A 20209-nucleotide genomic window follows, 5' to 3' on the forward strand; every position below is an offset into this window, starting at 1 on the left:
TTTCCGCCGCGCCGACGGCGCCGGCGATTGGCCGGGTCCTGCGAGGGGGCTGGGGATGGACTCGTGGACTCGGTCCGGGCATCAGGCATAACCAGACCAGTTTAGGCGTCCCACCCCAGCACCTCACCCGGATTACGGGAGACGAACCGCCAGGCCATCACAATCGACCCACCGAGCACATGCCGAGCGGGCAGCGCGGCACCCACGCTCAATTGTGATGGCCTGGGCGTCCGCGTCAGCCGTAGAGGCGTCCGGCCAGTCTCTCGAGCGCAGCGAGCTGCTCGGCGATCGGCGTTCCGATGATGTTGAGGTCCCAATCGACCCGGGTGACGCCCTCATCGGCGGCGTGCCGCAGGTCGTCCACGATCGTGGCGGGAGTGAAGCCGACCGGGCCTTCGAGCATCGGGTGGGGTTGCATCGGGCCGGCGCGGAGGATGATCGGACCGGTGCCGCCAGCCTGGTGATACCAGGCGATGGCGGCGCAGGTGGACTCCCAGTCGCGGTGCGCGAGAGTCAGTCCGTCTGCGATGCGGGCAGCACGTTCGATCGCAGGCTGTGTCACGCCACCGCCGTACAGCATCAGTGGAGCGACCGGCTTCGGGCCGATCGTCGCCATCGGCACGGTGTAGTGCTCGCCGCTGAACTCGACCGGATCCGGTCCCCAGCAGGCGCGCAATACGGCGACCGACTCCTCGAACGCAGCTACTCGGCCACGGCTCGGGACGCCGGTGGCGACGAATTCCTCGGGCAGCCAACCGAGCGCGAGGCCCAGGTCCATCCGTCCACCGGAGAGCTGATCGATCGTCGCCACCCGGCGGGCCAGCACGACCGGCTGCTGGAAGAGCGGCACGAGTACGGCGGTGTGCAGGCGCACCCGGCTGGTTCGCGCGGCGACGTACGTGAGGGTTTCCAGCGCGTCGTACGCCGCCTGCTCCGGCAAGCCGGCGTGGTTCACCCAGTCAGGCGCAGCGGGTATCAGCAGTCGCTCGAACACCGAGACCGCTGCGAAGCCGAGCTCATCGGCAGCGGTCGCGATCGCGACGACAGCCTCCGGACCGCTCAGCCCGACCAACGGCAGCCCGACGCCAACCTCGGGATAGGTCATCCACAGATCCTTCCGATCCGGAGCACCCCGAAGGTGCCCCACTCATTCATCGGTCGGAGCGGACGCCCGCTTCTTGCGATCAGTCGTGGGGGGACGGGACCTTGACGGCGAGGACCGGGACGGGGGATTCGAGGAGTACTCGCTGGGCGGTGCTGCCGAGAATCAGTTTGCCGACCGGGCTGCGGCGGCGGAGGCCGAGGACGATCAGGCCGACGTCCTCGGCGGCGGCTGCTTTCAGGAGTGCGCCGGCCACGTCGCCCTCGGAGACGGCCTGCTGGATCGTCACCTCGACGCCGTGCTCGCGCAGCTTGGCCTCGGCGGCCGCCAACTCGTCGGCGTTGGCGTACCGGGCGTCGATGTAGGCGTCGCCCCGGCTCGTGTTCAGCAGCAGGATCGAGGCCCCGCGCAGCTCGGCCTCGGCCGCCGCGGCAGTCAGCGCGGCCTCACCCTCGGGCGTTGGTACGTATCCGACGAGAATCTTCACGTGCCCACTCTCCCATCAATCGTCCTCGCCGAAGGTCAGGCGGTCGCGGGTGGGTTGGGTTCCGCGGATGCGGGCGACGATGCGCGGCAGGTACGGGACGAAGAGTGCGAGCACCGTCAGCACGATGATCACCGCGCTCAGCGGGCGGGTGACGAACACGCTCGCGTCGCCGTTCGAGATCACCAGCGACCGGCGGAATTGCTCCTCCATCGTCGGCCCGAGGATCACGCCGAGGATCACCGGCGCGATCGGGAAGTCGAGCTTCCGCATGAAGAACCCGACCACGCCGATCACGAGCGCCATCAGCACCTCGTAGCCGGAGCCGGACAGCGAGTACACCCCGAGGCACGCGAAGACCAGAATCCCGGCATACAGCAACGGCCGGGGGACTTTGAGGACTTGGACCCAGATCTGGATCAGCGGCAGGTTCATGATCAGCAGGATCAGGTTGCCGATGTACAGCGACGCGATCAGCGTCCAGACCAGCGTGCTCTGGTCCTCGAACAGCTGCGGCCCCGGCTGCACATTGAAGATCTGGAACGCCGCAAGCATCACCGCGGCCGTCGCCGACGTGGGCAGACCGAGTGTCAGCAGCGGTACGAGCACACCCGAGAAGGACGCATTGTTCGCCGCCTCCGGTCCCGCCACGCCCTCGATCGCACCGTCGCCGAACTCATCGCGACCCTTCTTGCGCGCCTGCCGCCGCTCGATCGAGTACGACAGGAACGTCGGTACTTCGGCGCCGCCGGACGGGATCGCCCCGAACGGGAACCCGAGCGCGGTGCCCCGCAGCCACGGCTTCCACGACCGGCCCCAATCCGACTTGGTGAGGTACCCGGTCCGCAGCCGGCGGCCCTTTTCCAGTACGGCGGGACGCTCCGGAGTGGACCGTAGCTTCGAGGCCACGTGCAACGTCTCGCCGATCGCGAACAACCCGACGATGACGATCACCACGTCGATCCCGTCCAGCAGCCGCAGCGTGCCGAACGTGTACCGCGGCGCGCCGGACAGGCTGTCGAGACCGATCAGCCCGATGAACAACCCGACCACCAGCGACAGCAGCCCGCGCACCAGCGAGTGCCCGACGATCGCGGTCACCGCGACCATCGCGAGCAGTGTGATCGCGAAGTAGTCGGTCGCCTGGAAGTGGCTCGCCAGGCTCCCGATCGGCTTCGCGACGAACGTCAGCAGCACGGTCGAGATCGTCCCGGCCACGAACGACCCGATGGCCGCCGTCGCCAGCGCCGCCCGGGCCCGGCCCTTCTGCGCCATCTTGTGGCCCTCGATCGCGGTCGCCACCGAGGCCGACTCGCCGGGGGTGTTGATCAGGATCGACGTGGTCGAACCGCCGTACATCGCGCCGTAGTAGATGCCGGCGAACATGATGAAGGCGCCGATCGGGTCGGAGAAGTTGAACGTGATCGGCAGCAGCAGCGCGATCGTCAGCGCCGGGCCGATCCCGGGCAGGATGCCGACGAGCATGCCCAGGGTCACGCCGAGGATCGCCCACAGCAGGTTCATCGGGTCGAGCACGGTGCCGAAGCCGTGCAGGAGGTCACCGAAAACACTCAAGCCGATCACAGGCCCAGCACCCCTCCCGGCAACGAGATGTCGAGGAACTGCGTGAACGCGATATACACGACAACTGTGAGTACGACGGCCACCACGATGTCCCGTACCAGCTGCCGGCTGCCGAGCACCCGGGCCGCTGCGAAGAACAGCAACGCGGTGGCGATCAGATACCCGAGTGGGACGACGAGCAGCGCGTAGAGAACGAGCAGTGCGGAAACCGCCACCGGCTCGAACCAGCTGCGATCGGTTGCGCGGGCCGTCTTGGGCGACCGGAGTCCTTCAAGCAGGTACGCAATCGACAGCACCAGCCAGGCCGACGTCACGAGCAGCGGAAAGAACCGCGGACCGGCTGGGTCGAAGCCCTTGGGGCTGCGGATGTCGAACACGCCCACCAGGAACGTCGCGCTCAACACGATCAGCACCAGTGCCGCAATGATCCGCACCAGCCGCGAAGCCTCGACCTCGACATCAGACGCCTTGACCGCTTCTTCGACTGCTTCCCCTGAGACTGCTTCCTCTGAGGTGCTCACAGGATCCCCAGCTCCTTCTCCAGGCCCTGGACGCGGGTGGTTTCCTCGGCGATGAACTTGGTGGCGTCGTCACCGGTCTTGAAGAAGTCGGTCCAGCCGTTCTTCTTGCGGATCTCGGCCCATTCGGGCGACTGGTTCACCTTGGTCACGAAGTCGATCAGCCGTTGCCGGTCCGCGGCCGGTACGTCGGGCGGTGCGACGATCGCGCGCCAGTTCTGGACCTCCGCGTCGTACCCCTCGGACTTCATCGTCGGGAGCTGCTTGCCGTTCAGCGTGACCGGCTCGGTGCCGGAGGTGGCGAGGACGCGCATCTTGCCCGCGGTGATCTGCTCCTCGAACTCGCTCAGCCCGGAGATGCCGACCGTCACGTCGCCGGACAGGATCGCTGCGGTGGCCTCGCCGCCGCCGGAGTAACTGATGTACTTCACCTTCGACGGGTCCGCGCCGGCCGCCTTCACCAACGTGCCCGCGGTGATGTGGTCGGTGCCGCCGATCGTGCCGCCGCCCCAGCTCACCTTCGACGGGTCGGCCTTGTACATCTCGACGAGGTCCTTGAGGGACTTCAGCGGCGAGTCCGACTTCACCACCAGCACCTCTTGTTCGGCGGTGAGCGTCGCGATCGGCGTGGTGTCCGAGACCGTGATCTCCGACTGGTTCAGGGTGAGGGCGCCGACCATCACCAGGCCGGTGATCATCAGGGTGTGCGGGTCCTTGCGGTTCTTCGTGACCAGCTTGGAGATGCCGACCGCGCCGCCGGCGCCGGTCACGTTCACCACGGAGACCGCTCTCTCACCGAGCAGCTTCTTCTCCTGGACCACGTGCTGGAACTGCCGTGCGGTCAGGTCCCAACCACCACCAGGCGCGGCCGGGACCATGATCTCGACGTTGCGGCTCGGGAAATCGCCGGCGACGCTGCCGCCGTCGAGGGTCTTCTCCAGGGCTGAGCAGCCGCTGGCTAACAAGCTGACCGTGAGACCCGCGGCGACCAGCACCGTGCGGGGTCGCGACATGGAGCTACCTCCTGAGGGCGAGGGGGGTCACTGCGGGCGACCGTAGCAGCATTCCATCAGGAGGTACAGAGATTCCGTTGTGTGGCACGGCGGGTTATCGTCGGGCCATGAGTGAAGGTGACGGAGTACGGAGTGTGCACCGGGCGCTGGACCTGCTCGAGCGGTTCGACGACGAGCATCCGACCTGGTCGCTGGCGGCGCTGACGGCGGCGAGCGGGCTGCCGAAGACGACGGTCCTCCGGCTCGTGACCACGCTCGAGCAGCGCGGTCTGGTCGCGGCGATCGGCCCGGGCAAGTACGCGATCGGTCCTGGTTTCCTGCGCTGGTCCCGGTTGAGCAGCGCGACGATGGAGATCCCGCCGGCGGTCCGTGCGGCGATGGGGAAGCTGTCGGCCGACACGGGCGAGACAGCGAACCTGTACATCCGCGTCGGCCGGACCCGGGTCTGTCTCGCGCAGGCGCCGGGCTCGCTGAGCGTCCGGCACATGGTGGTCGTCGGCTCGTCGATGCCGCTGTGGGGTGGATCCGCGTCGAAGGTACTACTCACGGATCCACCGGTGCTCGACGTCGATCCGTCGCTGATAGAGGAGCTCGCGCTGGAGGCGCCGCGGCAGCCAGGGTTCGCGAAGAAGCTGCGGGCCGCGGTCACGGACGCGGCGGCGCGCGGATTCGCGGTCAGCCACGGTGAGCGCGAGCTCGGCGCTTCGGGCGTCGCAGCTCCGGTACGGCGTACCGACGGGCGGGTCGTTGCGGCGATCGCGATCGGTGGGCCGACGACCCGGTTCAGCGACGACCGGTTGCCGCCGTACATCACCGCCGTACGGCGCTGCGCGGAGACGATCATCCGGACCGGGTGGAGCGGTTTCAGTGGGTCCTGACGCGGATCTGCTTGCCGGTGTGCGGGTGCTCGACCTGACGAACGTGCTCGCGGGGCCGTTCGCTGGCTACCAACTGGCCTTGATGGGGGCCGAGGTGATCAAGGTCGAGGTGCCCGGGTCGGGCGACCTCGCCCGGAATCTCGGCGGCGACCCGGACCTGTCCAAGGACGGGCTCGGCGTCTCGTTCCTCGCCCAGAACGCGGGGAAGCGCTCTCTCACGCTCAACCTGAAGAGCGCCGACGGTTGCGAGGTCTTCGAGCGGCTGGTCCGCGAGGCGGACGTGCTGCTGGAGAACTTCCGGCCGGGAGTGCTCGAACGGCTCGGCTTCCCGGTCGACGTACTGCGGTCGCTGAATCCGGGACTGGTGTACTGCGCGGTCTCGGGGTTCGGCCAGACCGGGCCGATGCGCGGACGGCCGGCGTACGACCAGATCATCCAGGGACTGTCCGGGATCATGAGCGTCACGGGAACGCCGGAGACCGCGCCGATCCGGACCGGTTTCCCGATCGCGGACACGCTCGGCGGGTACGCGGCGGCGTTCGCGATCTCGGCGGCGCTGGTGAAACGGGAACGGACCGGGGCCGGGAGTTTCCTCGACGTCTCGATGCTGGAGACCGCTGTTGCGGCGATGGGATGGGTGGTCTCGGACTACCTGGTCGCCGGCCGGAAACCCGGTGCCATGGGCAACGAGAACGCGACCTCGGCGCCGTCCGGCACGTTCCGGACCGCGGACGGGGCGCTGAACATTGCGGCCAACAAGCAGGAGCAGTACGTCGAACTGTGCACGGCGTTGGGCCGCCCGGAGCTGATCACGGACGAGAGGTTCGAGTCACGGGAGGCCCGCAAGGTGCACCGCGCCGAGCTGAAGGATGAACTCGAGAAAACGCTCTCTCAGCGTTCCGCGGAGTACTGGGACGAGTTGCTCGCGGAGTCCGGCGTACCCGTCGCGCCGGTGCTGAACGTCGAGCAAACGCTCTCTCTGCCGCAGCTCGCCCAGCGCGAGCTCCTGCACACGGTGGAGATGCCCGACGGACGGGACCGCGAACTGCGCGTGCTCGGCAGCAGCGTGCACGTGGACGGCGGGCCGGTCGGACCGTCGACACGTCCACCGCGTCTGGGTGAGCACACCGACGAGATCCTCGCCGAGCTCGGATACACCCCGGACGAGATCGCGGAACTACGAGCAAAGGGAGCTACATGAGCACCGAGGCCGCAGATTGGTGGGCAACGGGGATCTCGGACATCGAGCCCGGCGTGATCCGGTTTCACGGTTACCCGATCGAGCAGCTGATCGGCGGCGTCACGTTTCCGCAGATGATCTGGCTGATGATCCGCGGTGAGCTGCCGACGCCGGGGGAGGCGCGGCTGCTCGAGCAGACTCTGGTAGCCGCGGTCGACCACGGCCCGCAGGCGCCCTCGATCGCCGCCGCCCGGATGGCGGCCTCCTGCGGGCTGGCGCTCAACAACGCGATCGCCACCGGCGTGAACCTGCTCGGCGACGTTCACGGCGGCGCCGGACAGGAATGCCTTGAAGTCTTGTACGACCTGCGTCGCACGGTCGACGCCGGCATCGACCCGACGACCGCCGCGCAAGAGCTCGTTGCCTCGTACAAGGAACGCACGGCGTACGTCCCTGGCTTCGGCCACCGCTTCCACCCGCGCGACCCGCGGCGCGACCCGCTGATCGCCGCCGCCCAGCAAGCAGTTGCCGACGGCACCATCAGCGGGGAGCACCTGGAGATCGCGCTCTCCCTGGAATCCGTCCTCGCTCCGGTTCCGATGAACGTCGACGGTGCCACGGCGACCATCTACGCCGAGCTCGGCCTCCCCGCCGAACTCGCCCGCGGCCTCTTCATCCTGTCCCGCTCCGTCGGCCTGCTCGCCCACGCCCACGAGCAGCAACAAGAACCGACACGCATCAAGGGCCCGCTCCCGAAGACAATCATCCCCACCTACACCGGCCACCCCCCGCGCTCACTCTGACCGGTTAGGGTCGACTGCATGGTCGAACTCCAGGTGGTCCTCCCAGACGAGTCGGCATCGATGCCGCCCGAGCGACTGGTCGAGCTGGCCATCGCCGCGGAGGACTTGGGCTACGGCACGGCCTGGTTGCCCGACCACCTCCTCCCGCCGGGTGAGTTCGGCCCGACGTACGGCGGTGTGTACGAACCTCTCGTCACGATCGGGTACCTCGCGGCGCGCACGAGCCGGATCCGGTTCGGGACCTCGGTGCTCGTCCTGCCGATGCGCAGCCCGTACGTGGTCGCCAAGCAGGCGGCGACGCTGCACCGGTTGTCCGGCGAGCGCGTCGTACTGGGGATCGGCGCGGGGTGGGCGAAGGCTGAGTTCGCCGCCGTCGGTACCGTCTTCGAGGAGCGTGGCCGCCGTACGGACGAGTCGCTCGGGATCATCCGTGATCTCTTCGAGGGCCGGGACCGCGGCGGGGTGTTCGAGCCCAAGCTCCGGGCGCCGCTCCCGATCATGATCGGCGGTACGACGGTGCCCGCGTTGCGCCGCGCCGCGCGGTACGGCGACGAATGGCAGGGGCTCAACCTGGACGGCGCGGGGTTCGCGGAGGCCGTGTCGCGACTGAGGTCGTTCGGCGACCGGCCGGTGAAGGTCGGCACGCGGCTCGACTGGTCGAGCGGCGATCCCGATCCGGTCGTCGCCACGGCTCACGAGCTCGTCGACGCCGGGGCGGAGACTGTGGCGGTGTCCTTCGGGGACGAGAGCAGTGCGTTGGACCGGATGACGAGGTTCCGGAAACTCTTCACGGCGGGCTGAGTTTGCCGCGCAGGACCTTGCCGGTCGCGTTGCGCGGGAACTCGTCGAGGACCACGATCTGGCGCGGCGTCTTGTAGCGCGCGAGGTTCGCCTTCACGTGCGTCAGCAGTTCGTCCTCGGTCGCCGGCGAGTGGAGTACGACGTACGCGATCAGCCGCTGGCCGAACTCGTCGTCGGGGACTCCGGCAACGACCGCTTCGGCGACCGCGGGATGCGCGGCGAGGCACTGCTCGACCTCGACCGGGTACACGTTCTCGCCGCCGGACACGATCATGTCGTCCTCGCGGCCGTCGACGTACAAGCGCCCGGCCGCATCGACGTGACCGAGGTCGCCGGTGCTCATCCGCCCGTCGACGACGGTCTTGCTCGAACCGTCCGAGTACCCGCCGAACACCAGCCCGCCGCCCGCGAAGATCCGCCCGGTCGTGCCGGTCGGCACCGTGCGGTCCTGGTCGTCGAGGATCCGGATCGTGCTGCCGAGACAGGGGCGCCCGACCGTCCCGGGCGCGGCGAGCAGGTCGGCGGAGGTTGCGATCGTGGCGATGCCGACCTCGCTCGACCCGTACGCGTCGCACAGCACCGGCCCGAACCGTTCGATGAACCGCTCGGCCAGCGGCGCGCCGAGCTGGGACGCGCCCGAGATGACGGCCCGCAGCGAGCGCAGGTCGTACTCCGCGATGGCATTCGGACCGAGATCGAGCATTCGGCGCAGCATCACCGGTACGGCGACGATCGCGCCAGCGCGGGTCGCCTCGACGTCGGCGAGCAAGGTCGGGGCGTCGAACCGCGGTCGCAGGACAAGCGGCGAGCCGAGGAACAACGCGAGCATCGAGGTGAGCAGACCGAGCCCGTGGAACAGCGGCGGGCACACGACCATCGGCTCACCCGCCCGCAGCCCGAACCGGCTGAGCGCACTCCCGGTCAACCCCGCCAACCCGACCGCGGTCGGCACCCGAGGCGCCGCCTTGGGAGTGCCGGTCGTCCCCGAGGTAAGGATCGTGATGTGCCCAGCCGTCGAAGGCGCAGGTGCCGACGGCGCCACACTCTCAGCAAGCTCAGCCAAATCAGAGACGACCGATGGAATGCCTGCCGGTGGGGCGAACTCGGAGTCATGGACCAGAAGATCCGGCCGGTGCCGTTCGAGAACGGCTTGCAGTTGCGGCGGTGCGAACTCGGTGTTCACGAACAGGACGTCCGCGCCGACCCGCGACGCCGCCAGTGTCGCCTCGAGGAATCCGCGGTGGTTGCGGCACAGGACCGCCACCTTGCTCCCGGCAACGATCCCGTACTGCGCCTGCATCCCGGCCGCGATCCGCTCGCACCGCCGGTCCAGCTCGGCGTACGTGATCTCGTCGTTCCCGGAGATCACGGCTGCCCGCTCCGGGTACCGGATCGCCGCGATCACCCCGAGCGCCGCCATCGACTGACCCCAGGTCCGCAGCGCCCGCTCGATCCGCACGAGCTGCGCCGGCCCGGCAGACCGCCACACCCCGGACTTGATCAGCGCGACCGACAACCCGCCAACCTCGGCCGCACTCTGCACCAGCCACTCCGGCGGACGCAGCGGCGGGATCGGGCGGATCGTCCTCATCGCTACTTCCCGCCTCCGGTACGCCGGAAGTACTGCTCGAGCAACCGATCCGTCGGCACCCGCAACAGATTGCCGAGGGCATCAGCCGGCCGGACGAACGGCGGCGTGATGTTGTGCGGGCGCTCCGCGACCGCCGTACACACCTGATCGGCCGCCTGCTCCGGCGTCAGCCCCGGCATCTTGTTGAGCAGCGGCGTCGGCTCACTCATCCGCGTGTGCACCAGGCCCATGTAGACAGTCGACGTCGTCACCCCGTCGCCGCGCACCTCCTGCGCCACGCACCGTAGCCACACGTCGAACGCGCTCTTCGACGCCAGGTACGCCGACCAGCGCGCCATCGGCGGCGTACGGACGCCGGCCGTCGACACGTTCACGATGTGGCCGGACCCGCGCTCGCGCATCGACGGCAGCAGCTCGAGCACGAGCTTGGCCGGCCCGAGGTAGTTCACCGCATTGGTCCGCTCGATGTCGTGGAACCCCTGGTACGTGTCCGCGATCGATCGCCGGATCGACTTACCCGCGTTGTTCACGAGTACGTCGACCCGCTCGTGCTCGGCCAGCACGGTCCGCACGAGCTCCTCGATCGCTGCCGGGTCGGCGAGGTTCGCCGGGTACACGTACGCCGTCCCGCCACGCGACCGGATGTCGTCCGCCACGAGCTGCAACTGGTCCGCTGTACGCGCCACGAGCAGCACCGTCGCCCCGGCAGCGGCCAGCCGCCGCGCGGTCGCCTCACCGATCCCGTACGACGAACCAGTCACCAGAACCACCTTGCCCCGGACGGCAGCGGCCAGCCGTTCGTCCGAGATCCCGGTCCGCCCATTCGTCAACGCGACGAGCAACGGCCACCCCAGAGCACGCTTCCCAGTCACCATGCGCCCGACATTACCCGCTGGTAGCGATTTGCGGCAGGCGTTGTAACCATTCGCGGATCAGGGCGCCGAACAGGGCGGGTTGTTCGAGTTGGAGGTTGTGGCCGGCGACGTCCAGTACGGCGTACGTCGCGCGCGGGTAGTGGGGGAGCAGGCCGTACTGGTCCTCGTACCCGGTCACAGCGTCCTGCCGGCCGCACACGATGAGGGACGGTCCGTCGTACGGCGGACCGCTCTCCGGTGCCGTCGACAGCGCCCAGTTCTTCTGGATGCGTTCGAGCGCCGCCGTGTCGGCGACCGCGAGACCCGGCGCCACATCCGAGCGGTACGCCGCCAACGCCTCGGCGGTCTGTACGACGGCCAGCTCGGTGAAGTCCTCGCCCTCGGTCAGCGATTCGAGCACGCCCGGCTCGGAACGCAGTACGGCGTGTTCGGGCAGCTTCCGGTCCTTGTGCCAGAGCGTGCCGACCGAGCAGATCAGTCCGATACCGAGGATCTGCTCGGGCCGCTCGGCGACCAGGCCGCGGGCGAGATACCCGCCGTACGACTCGCCGATGAGCACGAACGGCTCGTCGCCGATCTGCTCGTCGATGAACGCGCGCACCGCCGCCAGGATGCCGTCGGAGCTGTCGATGTCGCCGGCCGGGCTCTCACCCATCCCGGGCAGGTCGGGGTAGAGGCGGCGGTAGCCGGGCAGCTCGGTGAAGATGGGCTCCAGGCAGCCGGTCATCAGCCGATGGTCCGGCGTCCAGCCGTGCAACGCGAGAACCGGTACGCCGTCGCCGAAGGACACATGGTGCAGGGTCATGGGGCAAGTTGTAGCAACTCCTCCCGACAGTTTTAGAGTCAGGCATGGCTCGTCGCTCAGCACTCCCTCCCGTCCATGATGTCGCCGTCCTTCGCGCCCGCCTGGACCGTGCCCGTGAGGCCGCGGCCGGCACCGGTCTGGTGATCACGCCAGGCTCGGACCTGCGCTACCTGATCGGTCAGCCGGGCGGCTCGCTCGAGCGCCTCACCACGCTGGTGATTCCGGCCGACGGCGCCCCGGCACTCGTCGTACCGAAGCTGGAAGCGCCCGGGTACGACGATCTGTCGCTGGCCGAGCTGGGCGTCGACATCGTCACGTGGGTGGACGGCGTCGACCCGTACAACCTTGTGGCCGAGCGGCTGAGCGGCGCCGAGCGGGTCGCGGTCAGCGACTTCACGCCGGCGCTGCACGTCTTCGGGTTCCGGGACGCGCTGCCGAAGGCCGAGCAGGTGCTGGCCGGGCCGATCGTCCGTGAGTTGCGGATGCGGAAGGACGCGGCGGAGATCGAGGCGCTGCGGAAGGCGGGCGCGGCGATCGACCGCGTGCATGCCCGCGTCGGAGAGTGGCTGCGTCCCGGCCGGACCGAGGCGGAGGTCGGATCCGACATCGCGGCCGCGATTGTCGAGGAAGGCCACACCGAGGCGGACTTCGTGATCGTCGGCAGCGGCCCGAACGGGGCGAGCCCGCACCACGCCCTGTCCGACCGCGTGATCGAGGCCGGCGACGTGGTCGTCGTCGACATCGGCGGTCCGGTTGCCGAGGGCTACAACTCCGACTCCACGCGGACGTACGCCGTGGGTACGCCGCGGGACGCCGACGTCGCCGCGACGTACGCCGTACTGCAGGAGGCTCAGCAGGCCGCGGTGGATGCTGTTCGGCCCGGTGCGACCGCGGAGTCGATCGATGCCGCCGCGCGGGACGTCATCACGGCGGCGGGCTTCGGCGACTACTTCATCCACCGGACCGGGCACGGGATCGGGCTCGACGTTCACGAGGAGCCGTACATCGTCGCGGGCAACGAGCTGACGCTCGAGCCCGGTATGGCGTTCAGCGTCGAGCCGGGCATCTACCAGGCCGGGCGCTGGGGTGCGCGGATCGAGGACATCGTCGTGGTGACGGCGGACGGCGTCGAGTCGATGAACAACCAGCCGCATGACCTGGTCGTTCTGACCTAACCTGCCCGGAACGTCTTGCGGTAGGCGAGCGGGGACACGCCCATCTCGGACCGCAGGTGGTGTCGCAAGGAGGCCGCCGTACCGAGGCCGGCCTCCTCAGCGACGCGGTCCACCGACAGGTCGGTCGTCTCCAGCAGTTGGCACGCGTGCCGTACGCGCTGCTGCAGCAGCCAGGTGCCGGGCGACTGTCCGGTCTCGGCCTTGAAGCGCCGGCTGAACGTACGCACGCTCATCCGCGCATGCTCCGCCATCGCCGCGAGACTGATGTCCTCACCGAGCCGTTCGAGCGCCCACGCCCGCGTCGGCGACGTACCTTCACTGCCTTCCTCAGGTACGACGCGCTCGATGTACTGCGACTGCCCGCCGTCACGCCACGGCGGTACGACGCAGTGCCGGGCGGCCCGGTTGGCGACCTCGCTTCCGAAGTCCCGCCGGATCAGGTGCAGGCAGAGGTCGACGCCCGCGGCCAGGCCGGCCGATGTGAGTACGTCGCCGTCGTCGATGAACAGCTTGTCCTCGTCGAGCTTCACCTGTGGGTACACGCTGCGGAACAACTCGGCCCGCTCCCAGTGCGTCGTCGCCGGCCGCCCGTCCAGGTAACCGGCCGCGCCGAGGACGAACGCCCCGGTGCAGATCGAGGCGATCCGCGTGCCCGGCCGGATGGTGGCGAGCGCAGCGGCGAGGTCGTCGGGCAGCGTGCCTTCGTACCGCGGCTGGGGGATATAGGTTCCTGGGACGATCACCGTGTCCGCCTCGGCGAGGGCCTCGGGGCCGTAGTCCGGGACGAGGTTGAACCCGGCGCCGGCCCGCACCGGACCGCCGAGTCCGCAGATGCGGATGTCGTACAACTTGGTGCCGTCGGCCTTGGTCGCGGCGCCCAGGACGGTCGGCGGGATGGTCAGGTCGAACCCGACCACCGGCTCGAGCGCGAGAACGGCGACCACGTGCGGACCGACGGCGGCCAGATGACGAGTCATGGCCATATCTTGACATATGTTGTCTATCTGGCCACTAGTTCGATGACGATCGAACCCTCATCCTTGATCGGGTGACGCAGATTCTGGAGACGAAGAAGGCTCCCCGGGTGCACCTGGCCTGGGCGGTCGCTGTGGTCGGGTTCGTGACGCTGATCGGTGCGGCCGGGTTCCGGTCGGTGCCGAGTGTGCTGCTCGATCCGCTGCACGAGGAGTTCGGGTGGTCGCACGCGACGATCTCGGCGGCGGTGTCGATCAACCTGCTGCTGTTCGGCGGGATCTCGCCGTTCGCCGCCGCGCTGATGGACCGGCTCGGGCTGCGGAAGGTGGTCAGCGGCGCACTGGTCCTGATCGCGCTGGGCAGCGGCCTGACCGTCTTCATGACCGCGTCCTGGCAGCTGCTGCTGTGCTGGGGCCTTCTGGTCGGCATCGGCACCGGGTCGATGTCGATGACCTTCGTAGCGACGATCACCGGGCGCTGGTTCGTACACCGTCGCGGTCTGGTGACCGGGATCCTCACAGCAGCCGGTGCGACCGGCCAGCTGATCTTCCTGCCACTGATCGCGTCTCTGGCGTCGAACTACGGCTGGCGGGTGCCCGCGCTCGTAGCAGCCGGCGCAGCGTTGGCCGTCGTACCGCTGGTGCTGTTCTTCCTGCGGGACTACCCGAGTGACGTCGGGCTGCGTGCGTACGGCGCCCCAGAGGGCAGTACGGCGGGGCAGCGGGTGGAAACGACCGGTAGCAGTGCCATGCGAGCGCTCAACGCCCTGCGAATGGCAGCCCGGCGGCCCGCGTTCTGGATGCTGGCGGGCGGGTTCGCGATCTGTGGTGCGTCGACGAACGGTCTGATCGGGACGCACTTCGTGACGGCGGCGCACGACCACGGCATGCCGCCCACGACTGCCGCGTCGCTGCTCGCGCTGGTGGGCGTGTTCGACGTGGCCGGGACGATCTTCTCCGGGTACCTGACCGACCGATGGGACCCGCGGTACCTGCTCATCGCCTACTACTCGCTGCGCGGCCTGTCGCTGCTGGTGCTGCCGTCGCTGCTCGGACCGAGCGCTGCGCCGAGCACCTGGGTGTTCATCATCTTCTACGGGCTGGACTGGGTGGCGACCGTGCCGCCGACCGTGGCGCTGTGCCGCGAGTGGTTCGGCGAGGACGGGCCGATCGTGTTCGGCTGGGTGTTCGCGTCGCACCAGGTCGGCGCGGCGCTGGCCGCGACCGGCGCCGGGGCGATCCGGGACGCGCAGGGCAGCTACAACCTGGCGTGGTACCTGGCCGGCGGGCTCTGCGCGGCGGCCGCGTTGATGTCGGCAAGCATCGGACGCCGCCTCGTAACCGCCTGACTCTTTCCGCTAGCCTCGATATAAGTTGAGGTTGGAGGGATGAGCGATGGATATCGAGCCGGGTGAGTTGACGGTCGGGCAGCTGTCGCAACGCAGCGGCGTGGCGATCTCGGCTCTGCATTTCTACGAGCGTCAGGGGCTGATCCTCAGTCGCCGTACGTCGGGGAACCAGCGCCGCTACAAGCGGGACACGTTGCGGCGGGTGGCGTTGGTCAGGATCGCCCAACGGGTCGGCGTACCGCTGGCGGAGGTGGCCGCGATCCTCAAGCTGCTGCCGGAGAACCGGACGCCGACGCGCGCTGACTGGGAGCGCATCTCGGAGTGCTGGCAGGCGGAGCTCGACCGCCGCATCGTGCACCTCGAACAACTCCGCGACGACTTCAAGGACTGCGTCGGCTGCGGCTGCCTGTCCATCGACCGCTGCGCCCTCGCCAACCCCCACGACACCCTCGCCAGCACAGGCCCCGGCGCCCGCCGCCTGGTCACCCCCGCCGGAGAACCCTGCCACCCGGGCAAGTGCGCCTGAGCACGGTTATCCACAGGTCGGCGGGCAGGGCCGAGTATTTGGGGGTTGGGGCGTCTAGGGTCGTCGGCATGGGCGAGACTGCGGCGATGCTGACTCTGACCGACGACCGGGCGAAGGTTGCGGGTGACCTGATCCGGGCGATCGCGGGCGACGAGGCGCGGCTGCGGACGGATCAGGAGACCGCTGTTGCCGCCTTGTGCGAGGCGGCGGCGCGAGTGCTGGTGGTGCAGGCGACCGGCTGGGGGAAGTCTGCGGTCTACTGGGCCGCGACGGCGATCCGGCGGGCCGAAGGTTTCGGGCCGACACTCGTGGTCTCACCGCTGCTGTCGTTGATGCGTGACCAGGTCGCCGCGGCCAGCCGGGCGGGGCTCCGCGCCGCGACCCTGAACTCGAACAACATCGACGAGTGGTCAAACATCGAACACGACCTGCGCTCCGGCGCGGTCGACGTCCTGCTGGTCTCCCCGGAGCGCCTGGCGAACCCAGGCTTCGGACGGCGCGTGCTGGACGGTCTGGCCGGTCAGATCGGTCTGCTGGTCATCGACGAAGCCCATGCGGTGTCGGACTGGGGCCACGACTTCCGCCCGGACTATCGCCGGGTGTCCGAGGTGCTGCAGCAGCTGAACCCGAAGACGCCGGTGCTGGCGACCACAGCGACCGCCAACTCGCGCGTGACGGAGGACGTCGCGAAGCAGCTCGGTGAGTCGACGCTGGTACTGCGCGGTCCGCTGGCGCGATCGAGTCTGCAGCTCGCGGTCGTGGACGCGCTGTCGCCGCTGGATCGGTTCGCGTGGGTCGTCGACGTGCTGCCGACGCTTCCCGGATCGGGGATCGTGTACGCGTTGACGGTCGCCGATGCGCAACGGCTTGCCGCGGTGATCCAGGAGGTCCACGGGCGAGATGTGCCGGTCGCGGCGTACACAGGTCAGCTGGAGGCGGGGGAGCGGGAGCGGCTCGAGGACGCGCTGCGCGCGAACCAGTTGAAGGCGTTGATCGCGACCTCGGCGCTCGGGATGGGGTACGACAAACCGGACCTCGGGTTCGTCGTGCATGTCGGGTCGCCGCCCTCACCGGTCTCGTACTACCAGCAGGTCGGTCGTGCCGGGCGCGGCATCGATCACGCGGTGGTGGCGCTGCTGCCGTCCGACGCGGACGCCGGCGTGTGGGACTACTTCGCGACCGCGACGATCCCGGTGCCGGAGAACGTGCAGCGGTTGCTGCGGGCGCTGGAGAGCTACGGGCCGGATCAGCCCGCGACCGTGCCGGCATTGGAGGCCGAGACCGGACTGCGCCGGACCCGGGTCGAGCTGATGCTGAAGCAACTCGCCGTGGACGGAGCCGTCGACCGGGTCGAGCGCGGATGGGTCCGGACCGGCGCCGACTGGACCTTCGACGCGGCGCACTACGACGGGATCGTGTCGGTACGACGGCGCGAGGCCGACATCATGCGCGCGTACACCCGCGGCGATCGTTGTCTGATGCAACTTCTCCAGGAGTCCCTGGACGACCCGTCGGCGGAGCCGTGCGGCCGCTGCTCCGTCTGCCTGGGCGCTCTGCCTGAGCCGTTGGTGGAGCGGCCCGATCCGGAGACCGTCGCGACCATCACACGGTCGCTGCGCGGCGAGGTCCACGTCCTGGAGACGCGGAAGATGTGGCCGGGCGGCGCGTTCGGCGCCCGCGGGAAGATCCCACCCGCCCTCTCCGCCGAGCCGGGCCGCATCATCGTGTACGCCGACGCGCCCGAGTGGCGCGAGGTGTTGCAAGGTGCGTTCAGCGGCTCGCCCACACCGGATGCTGTCGAGGCGTTGCAGGCCGGTGCCGTCGCGGCACTGTCGCGGTGGCGTGGTTCGTGGTCGGCCCGCCCCGATGTCGTCGTACCGCTTGCTGCCGGGGGTTATCGGGAGCTCACGTCGGCGGTTGCCGATCATGTTGCCGGGGTCGGGCGGTTGGAGCGGGCCGAGTTGACCATCGACCGGACCGGCTACACCGACGACCTGTCGTCGGCCGAGGAGGCGAAGGTCTGGCGGGACGGTCTCCAGGTGGACGGCGCCACCGCCCAGGCCGTCACAGCACGCATTGTGCTGCTACTGGTCGACTCCACCTCGTCCCAGTGGCCGGTCACGGTGGCCGCGGCCAAGCTCCGCGAAGCAGGTGCAGCCGCCGTCCTCCCATTGGTCATCCACAAGCGCCCGTAGCGGTAACGCTTCGGGCGACGCGCGGGTGCGGCCGGTCAGGTCGTTACGGGTTTGCGCCATCGCTCGAGGGTTTCCGACCAGGTAGTGACGTGCTCGTCGAGTTCGGCGAGCACGGCGTGCTGGTGTGCGGCCACATCGTGCGTCTCGTTGCGGTCTTCGGCGAGGTCGAACAGGAACCGTCCCGGCTGCTGGTGTGCGCCGAGGCGCTCGACCGGATCGACGACAAGCTTCCAACGTCCGCGGCGTACGGCCAGCTGACCTTCGTACCCCCACGTCAGCACCCGGCCGGAATCCCCATCGGCTCCGGACAGCACGGGCCGCAGGTCCGTCCCGTCGAGATCGGCGTCCGGCTCGAGGCCGGCGGCGGCCAGGAGCGTGGGCGTGACGTCCATCATCATCGCTGGCACGTCGCAGGTCACTCCGGCCGGCAGGGCGGCCGGCCAGGACCAGATCCCGGGCACCCGGATGCCGCCTTCGAACACCGACCCCTTGTGGCCGCGCAGTCCGCCGGTGGACCCACCGGCATAGGCGATCTCCTCACCGCCCAGCCAGTTCCGCTCTTCGGCGGACGGGCCGTTGTCGGACGAGAAGAAGATGATCGTGTCATCCAGGCGGCCGGTCCGCCGCAGCACCTCGACGATGCGCCCGACGCCGTCGTCCACCCGGCTGATCATCGCGGCCATGACCTGCTGTTCCCACGGGAGATGGGCGAATTTGTCCATCGCGTCCGCGGGGGCGTGCATCGGATAGTGCGGGGCGTTGTAGGACACGTAGCACAGGAACGGTTCCGCCGTACCCTCGATGAACTCGACGGCCTGGTCGGTGATCAGGTCGGTCAGGTACTCGCCGTTCTGCCAGATCTCCGTGTCGTCCGACCACAGGTCGTGGATGGGGTATCGCACGCCCCAGTACATGATGTGCGAGTAGTAGTCGACGCATCCGGCCCGGAACCCGAAGTGATGATCGAAGCCGTGCCGGAGCGGAGCGGAGCCGGGCTCGACGCCGAGATGCCACTTCCCGAACACCGCGGTCTTCCAGCCGGCCGCCGCCAGTGACGATGCGACCGTGGTCTGCGGCGGCAGACCGTGAGTAGTCCGTTGGGCGCCCAGGATCGACTCGACTCCGGCGTGGGCCGGGTGCCGGCCGGTCAGCAGCGAGGCGCGTGACGGTGAGCAGACCGGCGAGTTCGAGTACCAGTCGGTCATCCGGATCCCGCGTGCGGCCAAGGCATCGATGTGGGGCGTTCGGACGTCCGGGCTTCCGTAACAGCCGAGGTCACCCCACCCCAGGTCGTCCGTGTAGACGATCACGATGTTCGGTCGGGTCACTGCAAGCTCACTCCCATGGTCGGATTCGGCCGTACTTCGATCTGCCCGGTCGGCAGTAGCCGAGTCACGGGAGTGGTGCCGGAGGTTCCGTCGATCCGCGCCGTGAGCAGTTCGACGGCGTCGCTCACCAGCAGGCTCAGATCAGCGGCCACCATGGTTAGAGGCACCGGCGACAGGAAAGCCGCATCGATCTCTTCCGAGCAGACGACCTCGACGTCGGCGCTTTCCAGCACCACCCCGTGGAGTACGCCCAGTAGCAAGAGACCGGTCGTGGTGACCACTGCGGTGGGCGGCTGATCTGACCGCAGCATGGCGACCATCGCTTCGGTGGCGGTGTCGGCCACCAGGTGCCCGACACTCACCAGTTCTGGATCGGCTGTGGTGCCGTGCCGGGCCAGGATGTCGTTCCAGGCGGCGTAGCGCCGCGAACCCGGGTCGGTGTCCACCTCGCCGCCGATGAAAGCGATCCTGCGATGGCCGCGCGCCCACAGGCCTTCGATCAGGTCGGCCATGGCGCGGTAGTAGTCGAACGTGACGACATCGGCGACCACGCCGCTCGGTATCCGGTCGACATAGACGATCGGGACGCTCGACATCCGTGAACGCTCACCGAGCACGTCGCCGTTGGCCGGCACCACGAAGAGCCCGTCGACGCGCCGGCTGGACATCTCCTTGATCAGATGTCTCTCCCGAACCCACTCCTTCTGCGTCACCGACACCATAAGTGTGGAGCCATGGTCTTGTGCCGCCCGGTCCAGCTCCGCGATCAGGGTGCTGAAGTAGTGCGACTCGACAGCGTCGACCAGCAGACCCCAGGTCATCGACCGTACGCCGGGGCGGACCGTTCGCGCCGACGCGCTCAGCACGAAGTCCAGTTGGGTGACCGCGCGCCGGACCCGCTCGGCCGCATCACCCGACACGACCGCCGTGCCGTTCAGCACCCGCGACACGGTGGACATGCTGACGCCGGCCAGGGCGGCGACATCCTTGATCGTCGGTGGCTTCCGCTGAATGTTCCTGCCACTCAT

At 69.1% G+C, this 20209-nt stretch carries 19 protein-coding genes; 8 read left to right on the top strand and 11 right to left on the bottom strand.

Annotated features, from left to right (window positions below; genetic code table 11):
• Nucleotides 1-235: 235 nt before the first annotated feature.
• The 5 genes from EV649_RS22535 to EV649_RS22555 all read right to left on the bottom strand — a co-directional run bounded on the left by EV649_RS22535 (nt 236) and on the right by EV649_RS22555 (nt 4701).
• Nucleotides 236-1105: a TIGR03619 family F420-dependent LLM class oxidoreductase gene (locus EV649_RS22535; protein WP_130385539.1), complete on the bottom strand. Its 870-nt coding sequence runs from the start codon at nt 1103-1105 to the stop codon at nt 236-238.
• Between the two features lie 79 nt (nt 1106-1184).
• On the bottom strand, nt 1185-1589 hold the full coding sequence (locus EV649_RS22540) for a universal stress protein (RefSeq protein WP_130385540.1): 405 nt from the start codon (nt 1587-1589) through the stop codon (nt 1185-1187).
• A gap of 15 nt (nt 1590-1604) precedes the next feature.
• Entirely contained in the window at nt 1605-3170 is a 1566-nt protein-coding gene (locus EV649_RS22545) for a tripartite tricarboxylate transporter permease (RefSeq protein ID WP_130385541.1), read from the bottom strand.
• Nucleotides 3167-3691, bottom strand: coding sequence for a tripartite tricarboxylate transporter TctB family protein (locus EV649_RS22550; protein ID WP_130385542.1), 525 nt, complete (start codon nt 3689-3691; stop codon nt 3167-3169). Before EV649_RS22550 ends, EV649_RS22545 begins: the two co-directional genes overlap by 4 nt.
• Nucleotides 3688-4701 carry a tripartite tricarboxylate transporter substrate binding protein gene (locus tag EV649_RS22555; protein ID WP_130385543.1) on the bottom strand — a complete coding sequence of 338 codons (1014 nt, stop codon included), beginning with the start codon at nt 4699-4701 and terminating at the stop codon, nt 3688-3690. Before EV649_RS22555 ends, EV649_RS22550 begins: the two co-directional genes overlap by 4 nt.
• A 107-nt stretch (nt 4702-4808) precedes the next feature.
• On the opposite strand from EV649_RS22555, the gene EV649_RS22560 reads away from it, so the two are divergent.
• Genes EV649_RS22560 through EV649_RS22575 form a run of 4 tightly spaced genes read left to right on the top strand, consistent with a single transcriptional unit; the run spans nt 4809 to nt 8363 of the window.
• Entirely contained in the window at nt 4809-5579 is a 771-nt protein-coding gene (locus tag EV649_RS22560; RefSeq protein ID WP_130385544.1) for an IclR family transcriptional regulator, read from the top strand.
• Nucleotides 5569-6780, top strand: coding sequence for a CaiB/BaiF CoA-transferase family protein (locus tag EV649_RS22565; protein WP_130385545.1), 1212 nt, complete (start codon nt 5569-5571; stop codon nt 6778-6780). Before EV649_RS22560 ends, EV649_RS22565 begins: the two co-directional genes overlap by 11 nt.
• Complete coding sequence (locus tag EV649_RS22570; protein WP_130385546.1) at nt 6777-7562, top strand: citryl-CoA lyase; 786 nt, start codon at nt 6777-6779, stop codon at nt 7560-7562. Before EV649_RS22565 ends, EV649_RS22570 begins: the two co-directional genes overlap by 4 nt.
• Before the next feature lie 18 nt (nt 7563-7580).
• Nucleotides 7581-8363 carry an LLM class flavin-dependent oxidoreductase gene (locus tag EV649_RS22575; RefSeq protein WP_130385547.1) on the top strand — a complete coding sequence of 261 codons (783 nt, stop codon included), beginning with the start codon at nt 7581-7583 and terminating at the stop codon, nt 8361-8363.
• Here the strand turns inward: EV649_RS22575 and EV649_RS22580 are convergent.
• The 3 genes from EV649_RS22580 to EV649_RS22590 are packed head-to-tail and all read right to left on the bottom strand — an operon-like array spanning nt 8350 to nt 11634.
• Nucleotides 8350-9954, bottom strand: a complete 1605-nt coding sequence (locus tag EV649_RS22580; RefSeq protein WP_241998532.1) for an AMP-binding protein — start codon at nt 9952-9954, stop codon at nt 8350-8352. The genes EV649_RS22575 and EV649_RS22580 overlap by 14 nt on opposite strands.
• Before the next feature lie 2 nt (nt 9955-9956).
• Nucleotides 9957-10829, bottom strand: a complete 873-nt coding sequence (locus tag EV649_RS22585; RefSeq protein ID WP_130385548.1) for an SDR family NAD(P)-dependent oxidoreductase — start codon at nt 10827-10829, stop codon at nt 9957-9959.
• 10 nt (nt 10830-10839) lie between these two features.
• On the bottom strand, nt 10840-11634 hold the full coding sequence (locus EV649_RS22590; protein WP_130385549.1) for an alpha/beta hydrolase: 795 nt from the start codon (nt 11632-11634) through the stop codon (nt 10840-10842).
• Between the two features lie 44 nt (nt 11635-11678).
• Between EV649_RS22590 and EV649_RS22595 the strand changes: the two genes are divergently transcribed.
• A complete protein-coding gene (locus EV649_RS22595) occupies nt 11679-12809 on the top strand; it encodes a Xaa-Pro peptidase family protein (protein WP_130385550.1) in 1131 nt (376 codons plus the stop codon).
• Here the strand turns inward: EV649_RS22595 and EV649_RS22600 are convergent.
• Nucleotides 12806-13786, bottom strand: coding sequence for a helix-turn-helix domain-containing protein (locus EV649_RS22600; RefSeq protein WP_130385551.1), 981 nt, complete (start codon nt 13784-13786; stop codon nt 12806-12808). The genes EV649_RS22595 and EV649_RS22600 overlap by 4 nt on opposite strands.
• A gap of 71 nt (nt 13787-13857) precedes the next feature.
• Here EV649_RS22600 and EV649_RS22605 point away from each other — a divergent pair, with 71 nt between their 5' ends.
• The 3 genes from EV649_RS22605 to EV649_RS22615 all read left to right on the top strand — a co-directional run bounded on the left by EV649_RS22605 (nt 13858) and on the right by EV649_RS22615 (nt 17853).
• Entirely contained in the window at nt 13858-15132 is a 1275-nt protein-coding gene (locus tag EV649_RS22605) for an MFS transporter (RefSeq protein WP_241998534.1), read from the top strand.
• A gap of 46 nt (nt 15133-15178) precedes the next feature.
• A complete protein-coding gene (soxR, locus tag EV649_RS22610) occupies nt 15179-15658 on the top strand; it encodes a redox-sensitive transcriptional activator SoxR (protein WP_130385552.1) in 480 nt (159 codons plus the stop codon).
• Nucleotides 15659-15726: 68 nt separating this feature from the next.
• Nucleotides 15727-17853: a DEAD/DEAH box helicase gene (locus EV649_RS22615; protein ID WP_130385553.1), complete on the top strand. Its 2127-nt coding sequence runs from the start codon at nt 15727-15729 to the stop codon at nt 17851-17853.
• A 35-nt stretch (nt 17854-17888) separates the two neighbouring features.
• Here EV649_RS22615 and EV649_RS22620 read toward each other — a convergent pair whose 3' ends face one another.
• Nucleotides 17889-19181, bottom strand: a complete 1293-nt coding sequence (locus tag EV649_RS22620) for a sulfatase-like hydrolase/transferase (RefSeq protein ID WP_130385554.1) — start codon at nt 19179-19181, stop codon at nt 17889-17891.
• Nucleotides 19178-20209, bottom strand: a complete 1032-nt coding sequence (locus EV649_RS22625; protein ID WP_198682630.1) for a LacI family DNA-binding transcriptional regulator — start codon at nt 20207-20209, stop codon at nt 19178-19180. Before EV649_RS22625 ends, EV649_RS22620 begins: the two co-directional genes overlap by 4 nt.

This window comes from Kribbella sp. VKM Ac-2569, assembly GCF_004216905.1.
GTDB lineage: Bacteria > Actinomycetota > Actinomycetes > Propionibacteriales > Kribbellaceae > Kribbella.